Raw genomic sequence first — 26,611 nt, forward strand, 5'->3', positions numbered from 1 at the left:
AACCATAAGAGCTATTATTTATGGTTGATCGGTTTATTTTTAATGATTCCGCCGATCGAAATCAGCGGAATCAAATAATCATTATAATCAGTGGTTATGCGTTAGCCTGAGCTTTTTTGCCTTTAGCTTTTGCTACAACTTCGTCTTGTACGTTACGTGGCGCTTCAGCATAGTGATCAAACTCCATGGTTGAAGTAGCACGGCCCGAAGTGATGGTACGTAACTGGGTTACATAACCAAACATCTCGCTCAATGGTACGGTTGCTTTGATAACCTGTGCACCGGCACGCGAGTCCATACCTAACAGTTGGCCACGACGACGGTTCATGTCACCGATAACATCACCCATGTTTTCTTCAGGTGTTAAGATCTCGATCTTCATGATCGGCTCTAACAATACCGGTTTACATTTCGGCAATGCTTCGCGGTAAGCACCACGGGCGCAAATTTCGAAAGATAAAGCATCCGAATCGACAGCGTGGAACGATCCGTCGATCAAACGTACCTTCATGTTAACTAATGGGTAACCGGCCAATACACCGTTATCCATAGCTGATTTGAAGCCTTTTTCAACCGATGGGATAAACTCACGTGGGATTGAACCACCGCTGATCTCGTTCACAAACTGTAAACCAGTTGTACCTTCATCAGCAGGCGAAATAACAACCTGGATATCCGCAAATTTACCACGGCCACCGGTTTGTTTTTTGTATGTTTCGCGGTGCTGTACGCTACCTGTGATCGACTCTTTGTAAGCAACCTGAGGAGCGCCCTGGTTAACTTCAACTTTAAACTCACGTTTCAAACGATCCATGATGATATCTAAGTGAAGCTCGCCCATACCTGAAATGATGGTTTGGCCGCTGTCTTCGTCAGATGTTACACGGAAGGTTGGATCCTCTTCGGATAATTTACCTAAAGCCATACCCAGTTTATCAACGTCGGCCTGTGTTTTAGGCTCGATAGCTAAACCGATAACCGGCTCAGGGAAGTTCATCGACTCCAACACGATAGGGTGTTTCTCATCGCAAAGGGTATCGCCTGTTTTGATATCTTTAAAACCTACTACTGCAGCAATATCACCAGCACCTACATTAGGGATAGAGTTTTGCTTGTTAGCGTGCATCTGGAAGATACGGCTGATACGCTCTTTGTTATCCGAACGCATGTTATATACATATGAGCCTGCTTCTAAGTTACCCGAGTAAACGCGGATAAAGCACAAACGGCCTACGAAAGGATCGGTTGCGATTTTAAACGCTAATGCTGCAAATGGCTCTTTTTCTGATGGCTGACGAACAACTTCTTCGCCGGTGTTAGGGTTGGTACCCACAATACCTTCAACATCCATTGGCGATGGCAATAACTCCATCACATAGTCGAGCATGGTTTGTACACCTTTGTTTTTGAAAGATGAACCGCAAACCATAGGTACGATCTTGGCATCTAAAACTGCTGCACGTAAAGCGTCAAGCACTTCGCGCTCAGTAATAGTTTCCGGAGCTTCGAAGAATTTCTCCATCAAAGTCTCATCGTAATCAGCTACAGCTTCCAGCAATTTTTCTCTCCACTCGGTAGCCTCTTCCAGCATATCTTCAGGGATCGGCACTTCGGTAAAGGTCATCCCTTTATCGTGTTCGTTCCAAACAATACCCCTCCAGTTGATCAAATCAACAACACCTTTAAACGCGTCTTCGCTACCGATAGGTAATTGCAAAGGCACAGCGTTGCTGCCCAACATGCTTTTAACTTGTTTAACAACTTTCAAAAAGTCGGCACCGCTACGGTCCATTTTGTTTACGAAGCCTATACGGGCAACGTTGTAGTTGTTAGCTAAGCGCCAGTTGGTTTCTGATTGCGGCTCAACACCGTCAACCGCTGAAAATAAGAACACCAAACCATCCAATACACGTAACGAGCGGTTTACCTCAACGGTAAAATCCACGTGTCCCGGGGTATCGATAATGTTGATGTGGTATTGCTGGCCACGGTATTTCCAATCGATAGTAGTTGCAGCCGAAGTGATGGTGATACCACGCTCCTGCTCTTGTGCCATCCAGTCCATAGTAGCTGCACCTTCGTGCACCTCGCCAATTTTGTGGTTAACACCTGCATAGTATAATATACGCTCAGTAGTGGTAGTTTTACCGGCATCAATGTGCGCGGCAATACCGATGTTCCTGGTGTACTTTAAGTCTCTTGACATTGTATGTTTTTTAGTTATTTGTTATTATGTGTAATGAGTTATTGAGTTACCAAGATCAGCGAAAGCCAATTACCTAATAACCCAATAACTCAATAACAATTTTATATTAGAAACGGAAGTGCGAGAACGCTTTATTGGCTTCAGCCATTTTGTGCGTATCTTCTTTCTTTTTAACTGCAGCGCCTTCGCCTTTTGAAGCCGAAATAATTTCGCCTGCAAGTTTTTCCATCATGGTTTTTTCGCCACGTTTACGTGCATAGCTAATTAACCATTTCATACCCAAAGCAACTTTACGCTCCGGACGAACTTCTGTTGGCACCTGGAAGTTAGCACCACCTACACGGCGGCTCTTTACTTCAACAGCTGGCATAACATTGTTCAATGCTTTTTTCCAGGTATCTAAACCGCTTTCGCTGGTTTTTTTCTCTACCAGTTCAACTGCATCATAAAATATAGTGTATGCGGTAGATTTTTTACCATCATACATCATGTTATTCACAAACCTTGTTACCAAAGTATCGTTGAACTTTGGATCAGGAAGGATAATTCTCTTTTTTGGTTTTGACTTTCTCATTGCTTTCTATCCTCCTTAATTATTTCTTTTTACCTTTAGTTGGAGCGGCAGCAACTTGACCCGGTTTAGGGCGTTTGGTACCATATTTAGAACGGCGTTGGTTACGACCGGCTACACCAGAAGTATCCAGTGCACCACGGATGATGTGGTAACGTACACCTGGTAAATCTTTAACACGACCACCACGGATCAAAACGATCGAGTGTTCCTGTAAGTTGTGACCTTCACCCGGGATATAAGCGTTAACTTCTTTTCCGTTGGTTAAACGCACACGCGCAACTTTACGCATGGCTGAGTTTGGCTTTTTAGGGGTAGTGGTGTACACACGCGTGCACACGCCTCTTCGCTGTGGACAGCTGTCCAACGCTGGCGACTTACTCTTGTCAACCAGAGCTACTCTACCTTTTCTAACTAATTGCTGAATAGTAGGCATTGTTTCCTTTTAATGTTTTTGTTTTGTCCGCATAATTTACGGGACTGCAAAGGTAGAAACTTTAATTTTGATATTCAATAGGTTGAGTGAATTATTTTCAACTATTGTTGGTGGGTTGAAATGTTTGAAAGCTTGAATGTTAAGATGGTATTATCAGGGTGTGAAGTATATTGTTAAACGGTTTGAATGTTTGGAACGAAGCAATCCTATCTTACGGAGAATTTTAAATTTGTTTGGTCTTGATTCTTGCATCTTGTTTCTTGCTTCTTTTCTCCCCCCCGGTTTCAGTTTTAAATTTGCACCCCAATGCTGCCGGGTTTATAATGCGCCAGCTCAATAATTGCAGTTCTTTGTATTAACGCTCATAGACCAGCACCGTGAACTATTCGGTAATAATAGCTAAGCCGCTACGCCGCAAACTTCTAAATGTTTTGGGGTGCGTTATAACCTGTGCCTTTATTTTGATACAGACCCATGGTGCGTGCTACGGACAACAAAAACCGAAACCACAGGATACTGTAAGCCGGGTTGACCAGATCGATCTTTTTGACGTGTTGCGAAAGCTGACAAAAAAACCCAAAAAAACTACAGCTGATACTCCCGGATATGAAATAAAGATAAAAAACGTTTCGCTATTGCCCATACTTGGCTATAGCCCGGCCAATGGCGCGGTTGCGGGCGCCGCCATTAGTATCACCAAACTGATGGGCGATCCCAGGTCAACACAACTTTCTACTTTACTAACCAACGTTTCGTTCACCACAAAAAACCAAACGCTTTTAAACCTCAAATTCGACATTTACACGCAGGATAATAAGTGGTATATCACCGGCGATAACCGTTTACTGTTTTTTAGCCAGGCAACCTACGGTTTAGGTATAAAGGGCCTGGCCGGCCAGCCACATACGTTTAGCTGGAACGGTATAAGCGCCACTACGCATGGCGAACTTGAACAGCCCCTGCAATACAATTACTTACGGCTGTACGAAAACTTTTTGCGAAAAATAACCAACAAGTGGTACGCCGGCATAGGCGTAATGATAGACAGCGACACCAAAATACGCGACGACTCATTGCGGCTGGATGCTCCTGTATACCTCACTTCGCATTATATTTATTCAAAAAACTATGGTTTTGACCCGGCACAATATGTGGCAAATGGCTTGTCGTTCCAGGTCATGCATGATAGTCGCGATAACCCGGTGAACCCGTATAAAGGCACCTATGTTAATTTTAGCTTCAGGGTGAACCCACAGTTTTTAGGCAGTTCGCAAAACAGCACGCAATTCTATTGTGAATACCGTACCTATATCGGCGTGAATAAAGCCATCCCGCAAAACCTGATCGCCTTTTGGCTTTGGGGATCGGGTGTAACATCCGGGCATCTGCCCTACCTTGATCTGCCGGCAATTACCTGGGATACTTACAACAGATCGGGGCGGGGGTATATACAGGGCAGGTTCAGGGGCAATACCATGATCTATGGCGAGTCGGAGTTCCGCTTCCGCATCACCGGGAATGGCTTTTTGGGAGGCGTTACCTTTGTAAATATTACAACGGCCAGTAACCCGCTGCCTTACGTAAACCAATCTCTTTTTGACGCCGTTGCGCCGGGATGCGGGGTTGGGCTCCGCATTAAAATGAACAAAGCCGACCGCACCAACATTACCGTCGACTACGGCATGGGCGACGGATTTTCGGGCCTCTATCTGAACATTAGGGAAGCTTTTTAGGTTCGGGTGCTGGCATGTTGGAAGATTTGTCTTCGCGCGTCATTGCGAGCGATAGCGTGGCAATCCCCGACTTACAGAGCGGCTGTACAGGTCACTTTTTCATTCAATCATTCAGTCCATCAATCCTTCAATCATTATTATGGGGCGTTGCCTGCGGCTCGCGCTATTCGTTGCAAGTCCTCGCCGCCTGTAGAAGCGGCTCCGGGCTTTCCACTACTATCACTAACGCATCCACCGTAAATTATCATTTTCGCAACGCACCCTGACCTAAACGTCATAAACAGGTGGGTATTTATCGGTATTTTTCACTTTATTTTAAAGAACGATTATCAAATTCGCAATTGACCATCAAACTGTTCATACTATCAGGTCAAGCCTAATTTAAGTATAAAACTCTTGGAAATTGTCTCACATTTTTAAGACTGGCTTTATACTCTCTCTTCCCATATCATTGCCGTAAAGAGAAAAATCCGAAATCGAACATCCGAAATCCGAAATCAAAAAACCATTTCCCGATAAATTGCTTATACAATAACCATGAAATCAAGGTCATTTATTTACATCTCTCTGTTTGTCGACCTGGTTATCGCGGCCTCAAAGTTTATCGCGGCGGCGTTTACGGGCAGTTCGTCCATGGTGTCCGAGGGGATCCATTCCATTATCGATGCCATTAGCCAGGTATTGCTAATCTGGGGTATCCGCACCAGCAAACGCTCTGCCGATGCCGACAGGCCCTTTGGCTATGGCAAAGAGCTATACTTCTGGTCGTTCATGGTATCGCTGGTTATTTTCATTATGGGCGGTTGTATTTCGTTTTACGAGGGCATTGTCCACCTCAATAAACCCGAATTGCAGGGCAATCCAAACTGGAACTACGCCATCCTGGCAATTGCATTCGCCTTTAACATGGTGTCTATGGTAGCCGCGCTCAAGGCGTTTAACCAGCAGCGTGGCAAAATGAACTTCTGGAAAGCCGTTATCCACACTAAAGACCCGCTAACTATCATCGTTTTACTGGGCGACTTTGGCGATCTGCTCGGCCTCGGCGTAGCCTTTATAGGTATTTACCTGGGCCGCCTGCTGCATAATCCTTACTACGATGGCGTGGCATCTATGGTCATCGGCATAATCCTCATCGTTATTTCGGGCCTGCTGGTGCGCGAAAGCAAAAGCCTGCTCATGGGCGAAACCATCAGCAGGCGTACGTTGCGCAAGATCATCGCTTTGATCGAGGCCGACGACGAAGTGATCAAAGTAAAAAAACACTTCTCAACCTATATGGCACCCGAAGATATCCTGCTGCAGCTTAACACCGTTTTTAAGCAGGGGCTCAACACCAAACAAATCACCACGGCCATTGAGCGGCTCACCAAAACCATACAGGCTAATTACCCGCGTATCAAGCAGATCTTTATTGAGCCGGTGGCCGGATAGCAGCAGTTGTTCCTTAGGCCGTCAATATCACCTTCAAAGCCTTTTCTTTAGCCGCGTTGCCAAAAGTATCGTAAGCTGCGATGACCTGATCGAGTTTAAAATGGTGCGTTATCAACTGGCTCGGTTGTATCTTTTTAGCCTGTACCGTTTTTAACAACAATGGCGTGGTAACGGTATCAACAAGCCGGGTGGTAATGGTAATATTGCTCGACCATAGTTTTTCCAAATGCAGCGTAACACTTTTGCCATGTACGCCAATATTGGCAATATGTCCTCCGGGAGCAATAATTTCCTGGCAAAGCTCAAAGGTTGCCGGTACGCCGACCGCTTCAATAGCTACGTCTACGCCCTTCCCGTTGGTTAGGCCCATTACCAGTTCGATAGCATTACCGGTAGCGCTGTTAACCGATTGGGTTGCGCCAAAGGTTTTAGCCACGGCCAAACGGTTATCATCCTGGTCGATCATGATAATTTCGGCCGGCGAGTAAAATTGCGAGGTTAGTAACGCCGCAAGGCCAACAGGGCCTGCCCCAACAATGGCAATGGTATCGCCGGGCTTAACCTGCCCGTTCAATACGCCGCACTCAAAACCGGTAGGCAATATATCGCTCAGCATTACCAGCGCTTCCTCATCGGCGCCGGCAGGGATAGGGTACAGGCTGTTATCGGCATGCGGTATACGTACATATTCGGCCTGGGTACCGTCGATCAGGTAACCCAATATCCAGCCGCCATCGGCACAGTGTGAGTACATGCCTTTTTTACAATATTCGCACTTTCCGCACGAGGTAACGCAGGATATGATCACGTGGTCGCCCTTTTTAAAATTGTTTACGGCGCTGCCAACTTCTTCTATTATCCCTACGCCTTCGTGCCCTATAATACGCCCGTCGGTAACCAGGGGCAGGTCGCCTTTCATAATATGCAGATCGGTACCGCAAATGGTTGTTTTTAGTATTTTAACAATGGCGTCGGTAGGTTTTGCAATGGTAGGATTGGGTTTTTCTTCCCACGATTTCTTTCCCGGACCGTGGTAAACTAATGCTTTCATAACTTTATCGCTTTATAAATAGTGTTTATAAAGGTGTGTAGTTATTGCGGACTAATAAATGACGATGGTCAGCATTTAATATGTTTTAAATTACACTTCGCGCAAGCGCTGTCTTTGCTCATTCGCTTTAACAAATTGGCAAAAGCGCTCATTAAATGTAGCCGCCTGCTTTAATATATTTACATCACCAATTTGCAAACCCATGTGTACATCTAAACTCTGTATTCTGCTTTCGGTATGCCTGCTCTCGGTAAAACTACAGGCGCAAACCCAGCCCGCTCCTGTTGCCGCCGGCCCCTCGGCCCCTGCCGAGCTTCCCGGTAACGGCCTGGCACAACACGACTTTTTTTACGCCGGCGAAGGCAACAAAGTCATGTCGATAGTAAAAAAAGGCAAAGTGGTGTGGACTTATACCGATACCTCCGCCCGCGGCGAAATAAGCGATGCCGTGTTATTATCAAACGGTAACGTACTGTTCGCGCATCAATTCGGCATCACTGAGATCACTGCTGATAAAAAGTTGGTATGGAACTACGCCGCTCCTGCCGGGAACGAGATCCATACTGCCCAGCCCATCGGTAACGATAAGGTGCTGTACATCCGCAACGGTAACCCGGCAAAATTATTTGTGGTCGATATCACAACCGGCAAAAACCTGTTCGAAATGGAGTTGCAAACCGGCAAGCCCCTGGTAACGCACCCGCAATTTAGGCACGTGAGTATAACCGCTGCCGGTACCTTATTGGTAGCCCACATGGATATGGCCAAAGTTTGCGAATACGATGGTACAGGGAACATCATCTGGCAGGTGGATATGCCCGGCGCCTGGGCCGCTACCCGCTTAAAAAACGGCAACACGCTAATGAGCGGCGCCAGCGTGCGCGAAGTAAACCCCAAAGGCGAAACCGTTTGGGAATTTACCGCTGCCGATGCCCCCGACTATAAGATGAAGAATATGCAAAGAGCCGTTCGCCTCGAAAACGGCAATACCCTTATTAATCGCTGGGTGGCCAAAGGCGATGGTACCGGCGTACAGGTCATCGAAGTTACGCCAGATAAAAAAGTAGTTTGGGCCTTGCGCAGCTGGGGGCCGGAGGTCGACCTTGGCCGCTCAACCACCATCCAGGTATTGGATAACCCAAAGATCATTCCCGAAAAGGAACATTTTGGAAATATTCGGTAGCTTTGGCATGATACGTAAGCACCTAATAACCCAGTAACTTTAATAACTCAGTAACCATGTCGGAAGAAGACATCCGCGATTATTGCCTGGACAAACCCGGCGCTACCGAGGGCCTGCCCTTTGGCAACGATACCCTGGTTTTTAAAACCCCCAGGGGTAAAATATTCCTGATACTGCCCCTGGATAAACACCCCATCACCTTCAACGTCAAATGCGACCCTGCCGAAGCCATCGAGCTCCGCGAAAAATACCCGGCCATACAACCGGGTTACCACATGAACAAAAAGCACTGGAATACCATTACCGCGGATGGCTCGCTTTCTGTTAAGCAACTAAAAACGTTTATCGACAACAGTTATAACCTGGTAGGTTAACTTCGCTATTGAGCAAACAGGCCGTACAGCCAAAATGGTTAAAAATACTACGCCCCGCACTTGCGCTAAATGCCCCTGCTACCAGGTGATTGATTATTTTAAAGTGCTCTGGTCTATCGGCAAAAAGCGGTACGAAAAACTATACATACCACGTTGAAAGGTAAAAGTAATGGTAAATTTTTGAGTTATGGGTTTGCCATCGGCAGTTGCGGGCTGCAGCGGCGGCAAACGGTTTAATTGCTGCACCAACCCGCGTGCAATGTCGGGATTAAATGGGCTATTGGTATCTAACCTACCGATCTTGCCTGATTCAGTAACCTCGCCCTCCACTACCATTTTATCATCATAAGGCTGCAGGTTAACCCGTCCCAGGTACGGCGATACCACCTGTTTGATCTCTTCGCTAAAAGCACTTAACCCATTTTGATATTGCGCGTTTACAATATGTTTGCGTTTAACACCATTACATGGCACTGCTGATATACGCAATTTTTCGGCCCGGGTAAAAGGTAACTTATCGGTGGGTATCAATATCATTCGCGGCGCATCGGTATATTCTCCAAGCGGCCCCTTCCCTTTTTGAAAAACACCGTTCTTGTAGCTTTCGCTGATGATATCCGTATTGGTGGCATCATCTGTTTTATAGGCTTTCCAGGTTCCATCGGGCTTGCCGTTCAGTAATTTGCCTCTCCAATAAATATTCGCTATATCAACCCGGTAAGTGCCCTTACCGTTAACTATTGTTTTACTACCCTTTTCATCCCAGGCATCGGTAATGGTAATATCACCATTATTGGCGTCAAATGTTAGTTTGGGTTTATCATCATCATAAAATATTTCCCAATGGCCATCGTACTGGTTATTTTTAAAATTACCCTTAGCCTGCAGTTTTCCGTTAAGATAATGGCTTATAAACGGCCCGTCCTTTAATCCGTCGGCGCTATAGTTGCCCTCGGTAAGTATCAGCGACGGATCGATCCTGCTCACATCAGTAAACGGCCCGAAAAATTTGCGTTGCTTAAGGTGCCCATGCCTAACTATCTGGCTGCAGCTATCCTCAATCATATCAAAATCTTCGTTAAGCGCCAGGTTAACACTGTCTTTACCTACAAAGTTGATCCGGACACGACGTATAGTCATTGGTCCCGATGCTTTTGCGAGCCCCGCTGGTGCGGTTTGTGCTGATGCAAAAAAAGAAATAAAAAGGCTTGCGGTTAGGGTAGTGATAAATGTTTTCATAACAGGTTTAGGTGCTGTTAAATTAAAAATAATTATCCGAAATTATATGAATAAAAACTCCCCTGATCAGTTTTTTGCGGCCCGCAGTGTAAACTCAAATTCAGAACCTTCGCCTAACTTACTTTTTACCCATATTTTGCCCTGGTTGGCTTCAATAAATTCTTTACAAAGCACCAGGCCAATACTGGTACCTTTTTCGTCTCTGGTGCCATCGGTGCTGATATTGCCGATATTAAATATGGATACTATCCGGTCGGCATCAATGCCAACACCATTATCTTTCACCGTAAACTGTACTTCGTTTCTTGCCTCATGAGGTACTGCACTGATGGAGATCAACCCTCCTTCCCCGGTAAATTTAATAGCATTGGAGAGCAGGTTACGCACCACAAACTCAAAATGATCCCGGTCGGCGTACACCTGTATCTGCTCATCAATATCATTTTTCACGGTAATGCCTTTTAACTGTGCCGAGGCATTAAGCAGGTCGATATCCTGTGTAACGATCTCGCGCGCCTGCAGGTTTGCAGCAGCTAACCTGATGCCCTTGATCTGCATTTCGCCCCATTTTAACAGGTTGTTTAGGGTATCCAGCGAGGCGCTGCTGGTTACCGTTACCATATTGATCAGTTCTTTACGTTCTTCGGCCGGCAGGTCATCATCGCTGATCACATATAACAGGTTAATGATAGTTGCCAGTGGCGACCGCAGGTCATGTGCCAATACCGAAAACAGCTTATCTTTTACCGTATTTGATTCCTGCAGCTCGGTATTGGTTTTGTTCAATAACCAATTGAGCTTGCTTGTGCGGAAGTAGAATAACGCAAAAAATATCAGCAAAATAACCACGCCGCCCATAATAGTGAGTATAACCTTATGCTCCAGGCTTTCTTTACCGTTAATGTATTCCAGTTCTTTTACTTTCGCTACCGACTTATCCAGGTCGTACTTGTTTTGCAGGCTTACAATTTGTTTGGCCATACCCTGGTAAAAGTATTTTTCAGCAATGGCATGCTCCTCCTGCTTGGCCAGGTAAGCTTCCTTGTATTTACCCTGCAGCTGGTACATATCGGCTATCCTATCCAATATTTCTATTACCTGCTTTTGTGCGCCCTTTTGCTTTACCAGGTCAAGAGCCTGTTTAAAATAAAACAAAGCTTCCGCCGGGTCATCTTTTCCGTAGGTTTCGGCAAGGCCGGTCAATGTCAGTTCTTCACGCAGGTAGTTTTTAATTTCACGTGCTTTAGCCAAAGCCGTTTTTTGCAATTGTATTGATTTTTGCCTAAACCCTTGCATGGCATAAACCGAAGCCAGGTTGTTGGTGAGGCTAATAAAAAGCCCCTGGTATTGCGGCTTATTACTCAGGCTTATTCCTTTGTTAAAATAAGCCTTCGCTTTATCAAAGTCGCCTGTATCGCGATAAAGGATCCCATAATCGTTATATAGATTTAACGATATATTAGAAAAAGGGATCGTCGCGCTGATCTTTTCGGCTTTTACCAGATATCTCAAAGCCACATCGTACTTATGCTGGCCCATGTAACCTTCGGCAAGCGTTACATTAGCTTCCATCTGGCCTGCTTTATTGCCGCTTTGCTCGCTAACATTTAACGACTCTAAAAAATACCCTATGGCTTTATCATAATTACCTTTACGTAGTTCTACCACGCCTAAACGGATCAGTTCAGTGGCAATCCCTTTCTGAAAACCGGTACGGGCATAAATATCATGAGCGGTAAGGTATAACTCGCGCGACTCGTCAAACTTACCCAGGTTGTCATTGATCATGCCCAACTGGTTATACATCAGCGCCAGCCCGTTATCGTCTTTATTGTGTTTTGCTAAGTCAACACCTAATTGGGCGTAATACATTGCCGAATCTGGTTTGTAATACCGGTAAAAACTGATCAGCTTATCATAGTCACTTACAGTTTGCGGATGCTGTAAAACATTTGCAGCGGGCTTTTGGCAATAAGCGGCTATTGGATAATAAAAGAGTAGAAAAAAGAATATAATTCTGTTAAACAACATGTAACAGGTTTAATCATCCGCATGATTGTTATGCAGTTTTTATTAGGGGTAAAGATATAGCGTATCTTTCTTCACCGCAATTGCCCCGCTAAAAAAGTTTCCACAAACGTGCAAAATCAAAAACAGTACCAACTACATCCTGGTAAAGGTTAGTGTTTTACCAATAAACTTAAAATGCCAGTAACCGGTAACTTTTAAGGCGCCATCCCCGGCGATGTATGCCGACGAGTCCCAATAGCGGCCATGCACCGCATCGTATATAATGCCTTTTTCCCACGAATTACTTTTAGTATCATATACCAGGTTCTCCAATACATTCATACCTAATATCTTACGATTGCGCAAGGCTTTGTCAGGATTTGATACATCCACACGCTCTTCCATGGGATGTGCTTTATCATCCGAATCGTTGAACCAAATTATCTTAGCTTTAAAATCGTCACCATCTTTATATACCTGCACGGCCAGATTTTTATCCGCCGACATCCATTTACCGCATATCTGGTCGCATACGGCATAACTTTGGGCATATCCGGCTGCACTTATGCATGCACTCACAATTAAAACCCAACAGCTAACTATTAATTTGATATATCGGGTTGCCATGTATTAGTGAATATAAATTAAACAATTCTCGCAAAAAACGAGCCATAGTGCGCTTTGCCGGCAAATCCCCAATAATTGCGCCGCTGTTCTAAAATAAGTTAAATATTTTTATTGAGATAATTATTTAAACGTTATAACTACTAAAAATGATTCTGCCAGCTATTCCATTTAATTATCGTTAAGCGAGGGTAAGCTTCGTTTGTCGGGAGGTAATGCTAAAAACTTACGGTACGAATCGTTGATATAAACTGTCATGGTTTGCGGTGTACTGTTTTTCACAAATGATAATGATGGCCGGTACAAAGCCATAAAATCCTCCAGCTCTTCGCCCTTTAAAGGCACAATACTACTTACCAAAACTTTGTTAAATGCAGCATCTATCTGCCTTTGCTGTTCTTCTTTATCAAAATAATGCTTAAGCTTCCGTGCATCGCGCGCATCTTTCCCAAACCAATTTGATGGCGATAAAGCGAATTTACTTTTCTTGTACACGTCCGGGTATTCTTCGCGCGGGTTAAACGTGGCCGATTCGTGCACCCGTACTTCACCAAGTCTGATGCCTTGTATTTTTAGCTCAATGCGCTTAGGCTTCATATCAATCAAATACAGGGTATCGCTCACATATCCCACTAAAGTTAGTATCAAAACATTGCCGGGTGCGGCCTTAATATCAAAACGGCCCGACTTATCTGTCAAAGCAATTTGCTTATTGCTGATGTTTCGGATAAATACATTGCTCAGTTTAATCATTCCATGTTCGTCGGTAACGGTTCCGGTTAAAGCAGTTTGGGCGAACACAGTTTTAATAAATAAACACAGAATAATAAGTAATAAGTATCTCGCTTTCATAATGCCGTTGTTTAGGTAATATGATAACCTGCAAAAATCGGTATAGTTTGAGGCGATATGTTAAATATGTTGTTGCAAAGTTTAAAATTTGAGCATATTGTTTACAAAAAAGAGCACAAAAAAAGGCTTCCCGATACGGGAAGCCTTTAAATTTACAGCAAATACTGTTATTATTTTTTGCCTGCTTCTTGCTCTGCCTGACGTAATGCACGTGAGGTAGTAACCGAAACTACAGTATCTTCGGCAGCATTGGTGATAACCAGTTTATCCAGTTTTAAATCGCCAACACGTACTGATTTGCCAACTTCTAAAGTCGAAATGCTTACATCAACATTGTCGATAAAATCGGCAGGTAAACCTTTAACACGCAGTTTGCGCAGTTTTTGTACTAATTTACCACCTACTTTTACACCTGGCGAAGTACCGGTTAAACGAACCGGAATTTCGATAGATACAGGTTTTTTGGCATCAAGTTCCATAAAATCAACGTGGATGATCTCCTCGGTTAATGGATGGAACTGCATGTCTTTAATAATTGCCTGGGCTTTTTTACCGGCAATATCCAGATCGATGAAATGAACAACAGGTGTATAAACAACTGGTTTCAGATCAGTTACGGACACCGCGAAGTGGGTTTGTGTTGCCCCACCATACAGCACTGCAGGCACAAGGCCATCATAACGCAGTTGCTTGGCGTCTCTTTTCCCTACGTTCTCTCTTAAAGAACCGCTAATAGTAATTGACTTCATTATTTATTTATGTTAATTGTAAAAAATTTTTTTAGTTCATAGATCATGGTTGATAGTTCTTAGCAATCACAATCCATTTTTTTTCAATATCCAAAGACCATAAACTATGATCTATGAATCATCAACCACACTAATCTACCTTAAACAGGTTGGCTATCGACCCATGTTCGTTAACATTGGTTATAGCCTTTGCAAATAACTCGGCCGTCGACAGCACCTTTATCTTAGGGCTCTGCTGCTTTAACTGTATCGTATCGGTAACGATCAGTTCGCTTAAGGCCGAGTTTTCTATCGTTTCATAAGCTTTACCCGATAGTACCGCATGCGTACAAACCGCTCTTACACTGCGGGCTCCGCGTTCCATAATCAAAGCGGCCGCTTTTGCCAGCGTACCTGCAGTATCGCAAATGTCGTCTATCAGTACAATATCCTGATCGGTAACATCGCCGATAACCGTCATCGACTCAATTTCATTGGCCCGTTTGCGGCGCTTATCGCAAATAACTACTTCTGCGTTAAAAAACTTGGCGAAAGTACGTGCGCGGTATGAACCACCCATATCAGGCGAGGCAATGGTTAAATTACCCAGCTTTAAACTTTTAATGTACGGTACAAATATCACCGAAGCATCCAAGTGGTCAACCGGTATATCAAAGAACCCTTGTATCTGCGCAGCGTGCAGATCCATTGTCATTATCCGGTTTATCCCTGCCGCTACCAATAAGTTAGCTACCAGTTTCGAACCAATGGCCACGCGTGGCTTATCTTTTCTGTCTTGCCGGGCTAAACCATAATAAGGTATAACCGCGGTAACATAATGTGCCGATGCCCTGCGTGCGGCGTCGATCATCATCAGCAACTCCATCAAATTATCAGTTGGCTGGCAGGTGCTTTGTATTAAAAACACATCACTTCCGCGAATTGATTCATCAAATGATGGCTGAAACTCGCCGTCGCTAAACCGCGCCAATGTAACACTACCTAATTCTTTACCATAAGCTTCTGCAATTTTATGTGCCAAAGGCAGCGTTGCTGAACCGGCAAATAATTTAACAGGATTAAATTGTAAAGGCATTTTTTGGGATTTCGGATTTCGAAATTTCGATTTCGAATTTTTTATATTCTAATTCAAAATAAAAATATCGGATTCCGAAATCAAACATCCGAAATCCGATATTCTTTGTGTTGCCCGACCAGGATTCGAACCTAGACAAACGGTACCAAAAACCGTCGTACTACCATTATACTATCAGGCAATCTCCCATCGGTTACTTGCGTTTCCGAAATGGAATGCAAATATAGAAGGATTTTTTTAAAGTTAAAAGCTAAATTTTAATTTTTTAATCAGCCCGATTTAATGTGCTAATTATCATTTTGTTGAATCCTGTTCGTTGAAACTTGATTCTAATGTGATGCTCTGCGCGTTGTTGTGTTGTTTTTACAATTAATCATTTAGCTTGTGAGGTCGTAGCAGTTTCTCACTTTTTGGGGCGTTCCCTGCGGGCCGGGTGTTCCACTCATACTACACAAGGCCTTAGCCACGGGCCGGTATCCGCTTCACCCCCTAACGCGTATCAATCGGTATTAAATAAAAATGCAAATAAATAAACGGCATTTGCTCATTTATTCATCTGCATATTTGCATATCAATTCCTCCTTTAGGGGGTTATGGGGCTTCATCCACCACCACACCCATCGAGCAAAATTTATCAATACGCTCTTTAACTAACGTATCGGTATCAATTTCTTTAAGCGCTTTTAAATCTTTTATCAGTTGTTTTTTAAGTGTGGCAGCCATAGCAACGGGGTCCTGGTGAGCACCGCCAAGCGGTTCTTTAACTATGCCGTCAATCAGCTTATTTTTATACATATCTGTCGATGTCAGTTTCAACACTTCGGCAGCCTTTTCTTTATTCTCCCAGGTTTTCCATAAAATGGTCGAGCAGTTTTCGGGTGATATTACCGAATACCACGAGTTTTCGAGCATCAATACCTTATCCCCTATCCCAATACCCAACGCACCACCCGATGCTCCTTCGCCTATGATCACACAGATAACAGGTACTTTTAATACCGACATTTCGAGCAAATTGCGTGCAATAGCTTCACCCTGTCCGCGTTCTTCGGCTTCAAGCCCCGGAAAAGCTCCCGGTGTATCGATCAGGCTCACAACAGGTTTATTAAATTTTTCGGCCATTTTCATCAGCCTTAAAGCCTTGCGATAGCCTTCGGGATTAGCCATACCGAAGTTGCGGTACTGGCGCATTTTGGTGTTAATACCTTTTTGGTGACCGATAAACATCACCGTTTCGCCGTTAAGCGATCCAAAACCACCAACTATTGCTTTATCATCACCTACGGTACGGTCGCCGTGCATCTCAATAAAATCATCGCACATCAGCTCAATGTACTGTAAGGTATAGGGTCTTTCGGGATGACGCGATATCTGTACCCTTTGCCAGCCTGTTAAATGCGAAAATATTTGTTTTTTGGTGGCCTCAAATTTATCTTCAAGCTCGGCTAACGTTGCCGACATATCAACCTTGGTCTTCTCCTCAACCTGCTTTACTTTTTCGATCTGCAGTTGCAGGTCGGCCAGCGGTTTTTCAAAATCAAATGTAATTTTCATGTACAGTTATAATGGGGCAAAAGTAAAAAAATTCAACCGGTATAATCAGATGTTTTGTAGTTTATGTAATTGCTGATACCGTACCCGCTGATTTGGTGTTAAAATATCATACACTTTAAGATACGTCTGCAAAATGGCATTGCGCAATTCACCGCGGTATAAATCGGTACGCTGCCCAACAAACACCAGGGTGCCATCGTTAATCTTTCTTATCCTGAAAAGGCTGTCTAAAACCCGCTCGTTTTTGATAATTAAGCGGCCCATCTCCTTTTTTTTGCGAATCAGTTCGGTATTGATAGCGGTAATTTTTGTTAGTTGGTCCGCACTTAAACCCAACTGCTTTTTGAGTTCAATGGTTCTTTGCGGTGCGGGGTAATCGTTTAACTCGGCAACCAGGGCCTGGTTATCATAGTCAACGCCATTTAAGTAGGCATTGTACTGTTTATAGCTCAAAGTCCGCGCCGGCGAAGTTACGCTATCCGTAGCGGATTGCCCAAAACAGGTGTTAACGATCAATAGTAAGCAGCTTGCTAAAAAGTAATATCGTATCATAGCGCCAAATAAAGCTTTCAAAGATAATGCATATCCCGGCATTTGGTTTTAAATAATATAAAAAGGGCAAATTTACACGCTTGTTACAGTAATAAATATTTGTTTGGCACAGCAATTGCCTGTATATAAGTATAATAAATAAAGCTATGTGTAAGAAGATATTAGTGCTGGACGACGATTTAGCTATTTTAGATGCCATTGGCGATGTGCTTGAATACGGTGGTTACGATGTATGCAAACTATCGCGGGGCGATGAGATATTTAAACGGATAGATGATTACCAACCTGATTTGATATTGCTGGATGTCATGTTGGCCGATCAGGACGGCCGCGAAATTTGTAAACGTATCAAACAGGATAAACACGAGGAAATATCAAATATCCCGGTGATATTAATTTCTGCCACTCACAATCTGTCAGAAACTCTTGATCAGCAGGGGGCACCCGATGATTTTGTGGCCAAACCCTTTGATATTTATAGTTTGCTCGATAAAATTGAACATCAGCTGGCTGCTTAAAAATAATATATATTATTTGTTTTTGAGTTATTAAGTTATGATATTGCAGTAACCTAATCCTTATTGCAATGAAATATAAACTATTGCTTTTAGCTGTGGTTATGCTATGCGCAGCCGCTATGAGTTTCCGCAAAGCTGCAAACCCAACAGTTACCATCTATTTCATCCGCCATGGCGAAAAGCCCGCAAAAGGCGATAACCTGGATTGCCAGGGCGAAAACCGCGCTTTACAGTTACCACATGTTATTAAAACCAAAATCGGCATTCCCGATTTTACCTTTATACCCTCGGTTGGTAACGGAAAATCAACCACACAATCGCGTATGTTTCAAACCATTACGCCAACAGCCGTTAAATATGGTTTAACCCTGAACAGTTCGCATGCCGAAAAAGACTCGGTACAAATGGCTGCCGACTTAAAAACGCGGAAAGGCACCGTATTGGTAGTTTGGGAGCATCAATCCATCGCGGCAATTGTTAGGGCGCTGGGTGTGCCTAACTTTGATAAAAAATGGCATGGCGACGATTTTGATAGTATCTGGATAGTAACCATTACCAATGGCGTAGCAACTTACAGTAAAGATAAAGAAGGGCTTAAACCCGCATCCGGTTGCTCGTTTTAATTAAACGGCAATTTCGTGATCATGAGTCTGCCTGGGGTCATCAGGTAATATCTCCATATCGGTACACTCTATATATTTCGCGTACCATTTAATAGCGAGTACCACATCCATGGCGTCTTCGGGGGTTATGTCAATGGTCTCGAACGCTAAAATGTCTTTATCATGCCATGCGTATAATTGTATCTCGCTGTCGTCTGGTTTAAAGTCCACTTCCGACAGGTTATACACCCTCACTTTTAAGGCTGTATCCCTTGAATAAATAGTTTCGGCGGATAATCGGTTCAACTCCGTTCGCAGCATGTACACGTTCCCGTTCATATCCTGTTAACAAACCATTAACTGTTTGGTTTACAAAATTTTTATTTTTTATCAGGCCAATAAAACCGCCATATCTTATTATCCAATAAAACAAATTCATACCTCCGTTCATTATGTATGTGATATAACCAATTTTACAATGAAGAAATTTAATTTACTATTATTATTTGTAATGATGACTGCGCTGAGCAGTTGTACCGTAATTGGCGACATATTTAAAGCTGGTGCAGTAGTTGGCATTTTAGCCGTTGTAGTGATCCTGGGTCTTATTATCTGGATCGTATCAATGTTTAGAAAATAATGATCCCAAATGAACGGCGCAATAACCAATATTAGCGAACTAAGGGCCGAGATCGAAAGATTGCGGCAAAAAAAGTCGTTTCAGGAAGCGGAGCTGAAGGAGCATTTTAACAGCCCGGTAAATATATTTAATACCGTTCGGTCGCTTTTCTCACGCCATCATGGCGATCAACACGATCTTTTCAAACCAGGTACTGATGTATTTTCGTGGTTATCAAAAATATTGCTTCCGCTTACGCTCAATAAAACGCTTTTCCGCAAGTCTAACTTTATCATCAAATCGCTGGTAGCCCTGGTTTCGCAAAAGGTAGCCCCGCAGATCAATCAAAAGTCGGTTACGGGGGTTTGGGATAAATTAAAAGGCGCGATCCCTAACCTGTTGCATCGGTCAAAATCAAAACAAACCGTAATTAAAAAGTATTAATTAACTGTGCTTAGCGATACCTGGCTAACAGGAGTAGTTTGATCAACGATCAGGTCGGGGGTATGTTTTTTGCCGTAATTAACCCTAATGGTGCTTTTACCCGGCGGTATTTGCACAACGGCCTTATATTCGTATTCGTAGGTATTTGTCGCGCTGTTTAACTGCGCATCGGCGGTAGCGTTCACAGTAAGCTTACCCATATCGGTAACTACCTGGTTATTGATCACAAACCTGATATTTTGTTTATTTACAGGTTGCGACGAAAGTACTTTAACACGGATGGTCAATTGTGATTTATTGATCTCCATGGTGCCATTATACAGCTTATTTACGTCTTCAACAGGGCTTATCCATTGCAACACGTTACAATCTACTTTGATGTGCTGCTTTAAGGCGTACATCGCTTCGTTACTGTACTGGTAATACGGCTTATAAACATTGCCGCCTTTGGCCATGGCTTTATTATAGTAAGTAACGGCATATTTATAATTACCGGCTTTAAAATAGGCATAGCCTAAACTGTTGTAAGCCCGTGCATCTGCCGAATCAATAGCAATAGCTCTGTTAATGGCTTTGATGGCGTTTTTATAATCGCGCATAGCTAATCTTAGCTCACCCATGTTGAGGTAAGCGTAAGCATTGTTTTCGTCAAGGTCTATGGCCGTTTTATAATCGTTTTCGGCATCATTGTAATTACCGTCTTTAAATTCGGCCAGGCCTTTATTGGTATACGCTTTTGAAGATTTTGGCGAGAACGACAAGGCTTTCGAGTATTCTTTTATGGCATCAGCGTAGTCGCCCTGCCATAAGCTTATCGAACCTTTGTTGTTATAAGCGTTTTCATAATTGGGATGGATCTCGATACAACGGTTAAAATCGGCAAGGGCATCGGCATAACGCCCTAACTTCATTTTTTCGTAACCGCGATTGTTATACGCAATAAAGTTTTTGCTATCAAGTTCAATTACCTTGTTGTTATCTTCAATAGCCTCACCATAAAGTTCAAGGCTGCTTTTTGCGTTGGCGCGATTAACATAAGCTGCAATATAACGGTCTTTGATAGCGAGAGCTTTGTTATAATCAATAATAGCCTCGTTATAACGCTTCATTTTTTTATAGGCATCGCCACGGTTTAAATAAAACGACGCGTTGTGCGGTGCTATCGAGATCGCTTTATTATAATCGGCCATAGCCTCTTTATCCATTTCAAGATCGTGGTAGGCCTTACCCCTTACAACATAGGCCATCGCGCTAAGCGAATCGCGGTTAAGCGCTTTGTTACAGTCTTCAATGGCAGCTTTATAATCGCCGCTGTTTTCTTTCACAATGGCGCTGTTAATGTATACTTCGGTAGGGCTTAATTGCAAATCCTGAGCACGAAGCATGGAGAGCCGGGATGCAAAGAGGAGAGTAAAAATAAACACCGTTTTTAACAAGTGTTTCATAATTAATAGTAAATTATTGCCAGGTTTATATTGGCCTGATGACCTAATATAACCGCTAAGGTACGAATAGTATGCAGTTTTTCAACAAATTTTAATGCTGTTGCCTGCTTAACGTTAACTTAAAAGCAATTAAAACCGGGGTTTTATTGCCGATTACGCAAAAAAGATATAGTTACGGGCATCGCAACAAAAAAAACTTGCAAGTAATTTTTATTATTTCAAATTTTATAGGTTATAAATACAACCCTACTACACTGCTATATTTTGGAGAATAACGACTTAGAGAGACACAGCACACCAGAAAAAATAACTGCCATAGTAATCATTGTTGTGTTGCTGCTATTCCCTGCAAAACCGATCTATTATGATACTGGTAGATTGAATGCGCTTAAAATTGTCTACCCGGTTATCGTATTAGGTATCGTAATCGCCTTGGCTATTTTTAAAGACGCCAGAAAAGCGCTTTTTGAAAAGTGGCTCCGCATGATGGTCTACGCTCCTATTTTTATTATTATCATGATCGTGCTGGGCATTATCGTGTATTTCTTCCAGGTCATATTTGCAGCCGGGCCTTTAGATGGCGGTGCCGGCGAATGATCCACCTTTTACATTAAATAGTTGACCTTCGTAACTACATTTTGTAGTTTTAACGCATGAAGATCATTAGTAAGCTATTTTTTGCCCTGTTTATATTATGCTGCGTTCATTTTCCGGCGAAAGCCCAAAATGCCGACCTGATAAAACAAGGTATCGAACTGCACAACCAGGGGAAATATGCCGAAGCCATTGATAAATTTAACGAGGTTTTAAAAACAGATGCCGAAAACAGCTATGCTAATTACGAGATGGCTTTTTCACTTTACGCAGCAAAAAAGCCGAAAGATGCCATACCCTATTTACAAAAAGCAGTAAGATCGGATAACACTTCGTTAAGGGTAACGGCCTATAGCTTACTGGCAAGCATTTATGATGCGGATAATCAATCGCAAAAAGCGATTGAAACCTATAACCAGGCCATCAAAATCAATCCTGATTACCCGCAGATCTATTACAATTTAGGCTTAGCCTACTCCCGGAATAAGCAATACGCCGAGGCCGAAAGCAGTGCTATTGAAGCGATAAAGCACGATCCAAAAAACGCAGCCAGCCAGCGGTTATATGCATTGGCAACCTTTCATCAAAATAAAAGGATAAACGCCTTATTAGGTTTTTGCAGTTTTTTACTGTTAGAGCCAACCGGCCCGCGCGCTACCGAAGCCTATGGCAATATTCAGCATATTTTGCAGGGCGGAGTGCTCAGTGGTACTTCCTCATCGGCGCAGCAGGATAAAGAGACAAATTCCGGCAACCAAAGCATAGCACAGGTGGTAAAATCGGGGCAAGCCAAAAAACTAACCGGTGCTGATTTGCTCGAATATGAATTAAAAGGCATTTTTAATTTAGCATGGCAACTATCCGAAAAGAGAACCGATAAAGGCTTATTTGATCATTTTTTCGCAGCTTATTTTTACAAACTGGCTCAAAGTAACCATATGCCTGCTTTTACCCATACCATCGTCTTAGGTAACAATACAGATGACAGCAGCAAATGGGCCGCCGGCAACCCGGCACAGGTGACCGCCTTAATGGATTGGCTTAAAACCACAGAAAGAGGGCTATAAAGCCACTATTACTCAACCTGGCGTCCGCATTATTAGTTAACAAAAGTGTGTTTCGCTTATATTTATTAATAAAATAAGTATATATCTTAGTTTATTAACAAAAACAACCTAACAATCAAACAATTAGGTTTTTTTTAAATACACTCACCTATTCACAATTAAACCTGTTGGACCATGAGGAAATCTTACATGAATATTGCCGTACTCGTTTTTAACGGTGTTGAATTAGTTGACATGAACGGACCTGTAGATGTTTTTCTGCATGCTAACCGTTACAAAAACGATCCGGCCTTTAAAGGACTGCCTTATAACGTATATACCGTTGCCGATAAGCCTGATGCTATTGTGAGCGAAGACGGCTCGGTTTTTATCAAACCATCCTACACTTTTTCCAACTGTCCCGAGCCCGACCTGGTTGTAATTCCGGGTTGCATAGCCGCCGATGGTACAGATTGCTCTATCCCGGCCCCTCAACCCTATATTGATTATATTTTAAAAATGGGTAATCAAAAAAAGATCATCATGTCGGTATGTGTTGGGCTATACAGCCTGGCGCCCACTGGTTTGCTCAACGGCAAAAGTGCCACCACGCATTACCTGGCTATAGCCTATGCCGAGGGCACCTGGCCCAACGTTAAATTTGTTAAAAATGTACGTTACGTTGACGATGGGCACTTTGTAACAACGGGCGGCATCACTTCGGGTATTGATGGGGCATTATACCTGGTAAAAAAATATAACGGACCAACCATTGCGCAAAACGTGGCCGATATTATGGTGTATGATATGGATGCCCCTGTACCACCACGCACCATTTTACCGCTTAAAACTACAAGCAAACACTAAGCCGTAGCATCACAATTATCCTGTTTAACAAAAAAGAATTCCCGATAATTACCCGCCTACCCGGCATCAAAAAAGAGAAATAAAGTAATCCGCAGTTATACAGTACTTTGAGCAACCTGCCTGCCACCTGATAATGCAATAAGACCTAACACAGGGCCTATTGCTAATAGGACATAGATATATTGCGCATTAGCATCGGTGCGCAGGGCATTAATAAGCTGTATGCTGATTATAGTAATACCAAAACCTATGCAATTGACAATAGTAAGCGAAGTACCTTTGGTTGCTACAGGGGCATTTTGGGCAACCAGGGTGGAAAACAAAGGCGAGTCGGCAATAACGGCCATACTCCAGATAAATAAAAATATAATAAATATAGTGATCGAACTATTGAATAATACCAGTGGCGAAACAATACAGCAGATACATGATAGCGATAGCGCTATAGTTGCGATCCTCTTCACTCCGAAACGTTGCGAAATTAACCCGCTGAAAGCACAGGCAAAACTGCCTGACATAATGATCAAAAACGACAGAAAGGGTACATTAAGATGTATCGCAGGATAATGGTTTTGATAAGCCGTTAATATTACCGGTACAAATACCCAAAAGGCATATAACTCCCACATATGGCCAAAATAACCCAGAGCCGCAGCCCTGAACTGCCTGTGGCGAAAGCTTTGCAGAAATGAGTTGAATTTAAGTTTTTGCCCCGATTTGCGGTAAGGCCCATCGGGCACCAGTAATAGCATGGCTATGCCGCCCAATACCGAAAGGCCCGAGGTTGAATAAATAACGTACTTCCACGGTAAGCCGGTCATCATACTTTTTAAAAAGTGCGGGAAAGCAGTACCCAAAACCAGCGCGCCTACCAAAAAACCCAGCGACCTGCCCAGACCGTGCTCATAATGGTCCGATGCGATCTTCATCCCCACAGGATAGATCCCGGCAAGGAAAAAACCTGTTAAAAAGCGGCACAAAATTAACTGCGGCAGGCTAATGCCGGATAAACTAACGGCCAGGTTAATACATGCGGCAATCATGGCGCAAACAAAAAACACTTTGGATGGCGAAAACCTGTCGGCAATGCTCAAAATGGCAAAAATTAATGTGCCGGTAATAAAACCCGATTGCACCGCGCTGGTTAAATAAGCCAGATAAGCGGTATCCAGGTGTAATTGTTTGGCTATATCGGTCATTATCGCATTCCCGGCAAACCACAGGGAAGTACAGAAAAACTGAGCGATAACGATTACAGGCAGGGTGCGCTTCATTTTTTACTTAGCTTATTTACCTGTAAGTTTAGTGCAACCAGGTTTATATTTCAATGATACGTTGTTTTAACGTAATAAGAAAGCATTGATTACTTTCCGGTAGATGGGTCGATCATGGCCTTCACCTCGGATATTGAAGTTACCGGGAAGCCACCTAAAGCGGCATGCTCGCGAATTACTTCTTCGTTTTCGGCAATGTGTACGCAGTATATTTTGTTGTCGGTAACATACGATTGTACCCAATGGTAAGGCTTGCGCATGTCGTTTACGGCGCTGCATGAGGTTTGTGTAATGGCCTGTAGTTGTTCAACACTTAATTTTCCGGCACCCGGAAGGTCTCTTTCAATAACAAATTTTTTCATGATAAAATTTAATGTAAATGAGATACCTCAAATTATGGGCACGGTTTATAAAGCCCTGAGGATTCTTATCAACACGAAAAAAAGTTAACTGCGGTTGCCTTGCCCGTTTACCTATTAATTAAACAACATATTATCAGGTTATTACATTTTGCTATAGCGACTGAAGCGTACCGCCATCGGCCCCTACTTCCAGCAGATGCTGAACGCCGCATTTTAATGCAAAATTACTGCGTTGATGCCCAACCGGGAAGTCAAAACAAACCGGGTAATCATATTCTTTTACTTTTTCCATCACAATTTCGTAAACTGTTTTGCCAAACTCATCACCGGGTTCGTCGGGTTTTAATTTAAACCCACCAATGATCAAGCCTGCCAGTTTATCCAGCTTACCTGTGCGTTTCAGGTTCCAGAACATACGGTCAATGCTGTACAAATATTCCCCGGTGTCTTCCACAAAAAGTATTTTTCCTTTAGTTTCCTGATCCGATGGTGTGCCCGAGAGGGTGGTTATCATACTTAAATTACCGCCAACCAAAGCGCCCTCTGCCTTGCCTGGCCGGTTTGATGTTGAAGTTGGCGACTGGTATTTCATGTCTTCGCCGGTAAGGGCTTGTTTGATCGATAAGATAGTTGTGATCTGTATAGGTTCGGCCTTCGTCCAATCGTCCGGAAAACTGTTGCACATTTTTGAATGCAAAGTAGCTATGCCCAGGTTACGGTTAATATGACAATGCAATACCGTGATATCGCTAAAGCCGATAACCCATTTGGGATGCTTTTTAAATTGCTTAAAGTTAAGCCGGTCAATTATCCGCACTACGCCGTAACCGCCTCTGGCGCACATAATAGCCTTAATGTCGGGATTATCCAGCATTTGCTGCAGGTCGGTTAGTCTTTCTTCGTCGGTACCGCCGTAAGTAAAATCCTTTTTACCAACTGATGTCCCTGTAAGCACTTTAAAGCCCCAGCTTTCCATCAGTTGTACAGCCGGTTGTATCTCATTGAGGCTAATATATCCTGCCGGGCTGGTAATACCAATGGTATCCCCCGGTTGTAAATATGGTGGTATTTTATGCTTTCGGCGGCCGGTGGTTGGTGCAGCCGATGCAGCCCATAACGGTGTGGTTGATAATGCGGCCCCTGCGGTTGCTAATGACGAGATAAAGTGTTTCCGGTTCATGTTACGGCGGTCAAGAT

Annotated in this window: 28 protein-coding genes and 1 tRNA gene; 11 read left to right on the forward strand and 18 right to left on the reverse strand. The window is 43.3% G+C overall.

What is annotated here, in order from left to right:
• Nucleotides 1–94 precede the first annotated feature (94 nt).
• From fusA to rpsL, 3 genes are all read right to left on the reverse strand, one after another.
• Complete coding sequence (gene fusA, locus ACFGVR_RS00530; protein WP_448700352.1) at nucleotides 95–2,206, reverse strand: elongation factor G; 2,112 nt, start codon at nucleotides 2,204–2,206, stop codon at nucleotides 95–97.
• A 106-nt stretch (nucleotides 2,207–2,312) separates the two neighbouring features.
• Nucleotides 2,313–2,780 carry a 30S ribosomal protein S7 gene (rpsG, locus tag ACFGVR_RS00535; protein WP_448700353.1) on the reverse strand — a complete coding sequence of 156 codons (468 nt, stop codon included), beginning with the start codon at nucleotides 2,778–2,780 and terminating at the stop codon, nucleotides 2,313–2,315.
• Between the two features lie 19 nt (nucleotides 2,781–2,799).
• Nucleotides 2,800–3,213 (reverse strand): 30S ribosomal protein S12, encoded by a 414-nt coding sequence (gene rpsL, locus ACFGVR_RS00540; RefSeq protein ID WP_073405808.1) that lies wholly within the window; start codon nucleotides 3,211–3,213, stop codon nucleotides 2,800–2,802.
• Between the two features lie 461 nt (nucleotides 3,214–3,674).
• Between rpsL and ACFGVR_RS00545 the strand changes: the two genes are divergently transcribed.
• Nucleotides 3,675–4,946: a BamA/TamA family outer membrane protein gene (locus ACFGVR_RS00545; protein ID WP_448700355.1), complete on the forward strand. Its 1,272-nt coding sequence runs from the start codon at nucleotides 3,675–3,677 to the stop codon at nucleotides 4,944–4,946.
• Nucleotides 4,947–5,483: 537 nt separating this feature from the next.
• Nucleotides 5,484–6,380: a cation diffusion facilitator family transporter gene (locus ACFGVR_RS00550; protein WP_448700356.1), complete on the forward strand. Its 897-nt coding sequence runs from the start codon at nucleotides 5,484–5,486 to the stop codon at nucleotides 6,378–6,380.
• 13 nt (nucleotides 6,381–6,393) lie between these two features.
• On the opposite strand, the gene ACFGVR_RS00555 is transcribed toward ACFGVR_RS00550, so the two are convergent.
• Nucleotides 6,394–7,431: a zinc-dependent alcohol dehydrogenase family protein gene (locus tag ACFGVR_RS00555; RefSeq protein WP_448700357.1), complete on the reverse strand. Its 1,038-nt coding sequence runs from the start codon at nucleotides 7,429–7,431 to the stop codon at nucleotides 6,394–6,396.
• A gap of 202 nt (nucleotides 7,432–7,633) precedes the next feature.
• Here ACFGVR_RS00555 and ACFGVR_RS00560 point away from each other — a divergent pair, with 202 nt between their 5' ends.
• Both ACFGVR_RS00560 and ACFGVR_RS00565 read left to right on the forward strand, forming a co-directional pair.
• The gene (locus ACFGVR_RS00560) at nucleotides 7,634–8,614 is read left to right on the forward strand and encodes a beta-propeller domain-containing protein (protein WP_448700358.1); all 981 of its coding nucleotides are present in this window, start codon (nucleotides 7,634–7,636) and stop codon (nucleotides 8,612–8,614) included.
• 56 nt (nucleotides 8,615–8,670) lie between these two features.
• Complete coding sequence (locus tag ACFGVR_RS00565) at nucleotides 8,671–8,988, forward strand: MmcQ/YjbR family DNA-binding protein (protein WP_448700359.1); 318 nt, start codon at nucleotides 8,671–8,673, stop codon at nucleotides 8,986–8,988.
• A gap of 93 nt (nucleotides 8,989–9,081) precedes the next feature.
• Here ACFGVR_RS00565 and ACFGVR_RS00570 read toward each other — a convergent pair whose 3' ends face one another.
• The 9 genes from ACFGVR_RS00570 to ACFGVR_RS00610 all read right to left on the reverse strand — a co-directional run bounded on the left by ACFGVR_RS00570 (nucleotide 9,082) and on the right by ACFGVR_RS00610 (nucleotide 17,643).
• A complete protein-coding gene (locus ACFGVR_RS00570; RefSeq protein WP_448700360.1) occupies nucleotides 9,082–10,227 on the reverse strand; it encodes a toxin-antitoxin system YwqK family antitoxin in 1,146 nt (381 codons plus the stop codon).
• 66 nt (nucleotides 10,228–10,293) lie between these two features.
• Nucleotides 10,294–12,258 (reverse strand): tetratricopeptide repeat protein, encoded by a 1,965-nt coding sequence (locus ACFGVR_RS00575; protein ID WP_448700361.1) that lies wholly within the window; start codon nucleotides 12,256–12,258, stop codon nucleotides 10,294–10,296.
• A 132-nt stretch (nucleotides 12,259–12,390) separates the two neighbouring features.
• A complete protein-coding gene (locus ACFGVR_RS00580) occupies nucleotides 12,391–12,816 on the reverse strand; it encodes a DUF2147 domain-containing protein (RefSeq protein ID WP_448700362.1) in 426 nt (141 codons plus the stop codon).
• 216 nt (nucleotides 12,817–13,032) lie between these two features.
• Nucleotides 13,033–13,713 carry a hypothetical protein gene (locus ACFGVR_RS00585; RefSeq protein WP_448700363.1) on the reverse strand — a complete coding sequence of 227 codons (681 nt, stop codon included), beginning with the start codon at nucleotides 13,711–13,713 and terminating at the stop codon, nucleotides 13,033–13,035.
• A gap of 170 nt (nucleotides 13,714–13,883) precedes the next feature.
• A complete protein-coding gene (locus tag ACFGVR_RS00590; protein WP_448700364.1) occupies nucleotides 13,884–14,462 on the reverse strand; it encodes a 50S ribosomal protein L25/general stress protein Ctc in 579 nt (192 codons plus the stop codon).
• A gap of 130 nt (nucleotides 14,463–14,592) precedes the next feature.
• Entirely contained in the window at nucleotides 14,593–15,537 is a 945-nt protein-coding gene (locus tag ACFGVR_RS00595; RefSeq protein WP_448700365.1) for a ribose-phosphate pyrophosphokinase, read from the reverse strand.
• Between the two features lie 110 nt (nucleotides 15,538–15,647).
• A tRNA-Gln gene (locus ACFGVR_RS00600) sits at nucleotides 15,648–15,718 on the reverse strand.
• Nucleotides 15,719–16,128: 410 nt separating this feature from the next.
• The gene (locus ACFGVR_RS00605) at nucleotides 16,129–17,091 is read right to left on the reverse strand and encodes an acetyl-CoA carboxylase carboxyltransferase subunit alpha (RefSeq protein ID WP_448700367.1); all 963 of its coding nucleotides are present in this window, start codon (nucleotides 17,089–17,091) and stop codon (nucleotides 16,129–16,131) included.
• A gap of 45 nt (nucleotides 17,092–17,136) precedes the next feature.
• Nucleotides 17,137–17,643 carry a hypothetical protein gene (locus ACFGVR_RS00610; protein ID WP_448700368.1) on the reverse strand — a complete coding sequence of 169 codons (507 nt, stop codon included), beginning with the start codon at nucleotides 17,641–17,643 and terminating at the stop codon, nucleotides 17,137–17,139.
• A 146-nt stretch (nucleotides 17,644–17,789) separates the two neighbouring features.
• Here ACFGVR_RS00610 and ACFGVR_RS00615 point away from each other — a divergent pair, with 146 nt between their 5' ends.
• Together ACFGVR_RS00615 and ACFGVR_RS00620 are read left to right on the forward strand one after the other, a co-directional pair.
• Nucleotides 17,790–18,161 (forward strand): response regulator transcription factor, encoded by a 372-nt coding sequence (locus ACFGVR_RS00615; RefSeq protein ID WP_448700369.1) that lies wholly within the window; start codon nucleotides 17,790–17,792, stop codon nucleotides 18,159–18,161.
• Nucleotides 18,162–18,229: 68 nt separating this feature from the next.
• Nucleotides 18,230–18,784, forward strand: coding sequence for a histidine phosphatase family protein (locus tag ACFGVR_RS00620; RefSeq protein WP_448700370.1), 555 nt, complete (start codon nucleotides 18,230–18,232; stop codon nucleotides 18,782–18,784).
• On the opposite strand, the gene ACFGVR_RS00625 is transcribed toward ACFGVR_RS00620, so the two are convergent.
• Nucleotides 18,785–19,102, reverse strand: coding sequence for a hypothetical protein (locus ACFGVR_RS00625; protein ID WP_448700371.1), 318 nt, complete (start codon nucleotides 19,100–19,102; stop codon nucleotides 18,785–18,787).
• A 139-nt stretch (nucleotides 19,103–19,241) separates the two neighbouring features.
• Here ACFGVR_RS00625 and ACFGVR_RS00630 point away from each other — a divergent pair, with 139 nt between their 5' ends.
• Nucleotides 19,242–19,403 (forward strand): phosphatidate cytidylyltransferase, encoded by a 162-nt coding sequence (locus tag ACFGVR_RS00630; RefSeq protein ID WP_448700372.1) that lies wholly within the window; start codon nucleotides 19,242–19,244, stop codon nucleotides 19,401–19,403.
• Nucleotides 19,404–19,412: 9 nt separating this feature from the next.
• Nucleotides 19,413–19,826 (forward strand): hypothetical protein, encoded by a 414-nt coding sequence (locus ACFGVR_RS00635; RefSeq protein ID WP_448700374.1) that lies wholly within the window; start codon nucleotides 19,413–19,415, stop codon nucleotides 19,824–19,826.
• On the opposite strand, the gene ACFGVR_RS00640 is transcribed toward ACFGVR_RS00635, so the two are convergent.
• Entirely contained in the window at nucleotides 19,823–21,271 is a 1,449-nt protein-coding gene (locus ACFGVR_RS00640; protein ID WP_448700376.1) for a tetratricopeptide repeat protein, read from the reverse strand. The two genes, ACFGVR_RS00635 and ACFGVR_RS00640, sit on opposite strands and share 4 nt — an antisense overlap.
• Before the next feature lie 264 nt (nucleotides 21,272–21,535).
• Between ACFGVR_RS00640 and ACFGVR_RS00645 the strand changes: the two genes are divergently transcribed.
• The 3 genes from ACFGVR_RS00645 (at nucleotide 21,536) to ACFGVR_RS00655 (ending at nucleotide 23,778) form a co-directional block, all read left to right on the forward strand.
• Nucleotides 21,536–21,868 carry a hypothetical protein gene (locus ACFGVR_RS00645; RefSeq protein ID WP_448700377.1) on the forward strand — a complete coding sequence of 111 codons (333 nt, stop codon included), beginning with the start codon at nucleotides 21,536–21,538 and terminating at the stop codon, nucleotides 21,866–21,868.
• Between the two features lie 56 nt (nucleotides 21,869–21,924).
• Entirely contained in the window at nucleotides 21,925–22,932 is a 1,008-nt protein-coding gene (locus ACFGVR_RS00650) for a tetratricopeptide repeat protein (protein ID WP_448700379.1), read from the forward strand.
• 174 nt (nucleotides 22,933–23,106) lie between these two features.
• Nucleotides 23,107–23,778: a DJ-1/PfpI family protein gene (locus ACFGVR_RS00655; RefSeq protein ID WP_448700382.1), complete on the forward strand. Its 672-nt coding sequence runs from the start codon at nucleotides 23,107–23,109 to the stop codon at nucleotides 23,776–23,778.
• Between the two features lie 95 nt (nucleotides 23,779–23,873).
• Here ACFGVR_RS00655 and ACFGVR_RS00660 read toward each other — a convergent pair whose 3' ends face one another.
• From ACFGVR_RS00660 to ACFGVR_RS00670, 3 genes are all read right to left on the reverse strand, one after another.
• Complete coding sequence (locus tag ACFGVR_RS00660) at nucleotides 23,874–25,052, reverse strand: MFS transporter (protein WP_448700383.1); 1,179 nt, start codon at nucleotides 25,050–25,052, stop codon at nucleotides 23,874–23,876.
• Nucleotides 25,053–25,141: 89 nt separating this feature from the next.
• Nucleotides 25,142–25,414 carry a DUF4242 domain-containing protein gene (locus tag ACFGVR_RS00665; protein ID WP_448700384.1) on the reverse strand — a complete coding sequence of 91 codons (273 nt, stop codon included), beginning with the start codon at nucleotides 25,412–25,414 and terminating at the stop codon, nucleotides 25,142–25,144.
• 151 nt (nucleotides 25,415–25,565) lie between these two features.
• Nucleotides 25,566–26,594, reverse strand: coding sequence for a S66 peptidase family protein (locus ACFGVR_RS00670; protein ID WP_448700386.1), 1,029 nt, complete (start codon nucleotides 26,592–26,594; stop codon nucleotides 25,566–25,568).
• Nucleotides 26,595–26,611: the final 17 nt, after the last annotated feature.

Source organism: Mucilaginibacter aureus, assembly GCF_053514885.1.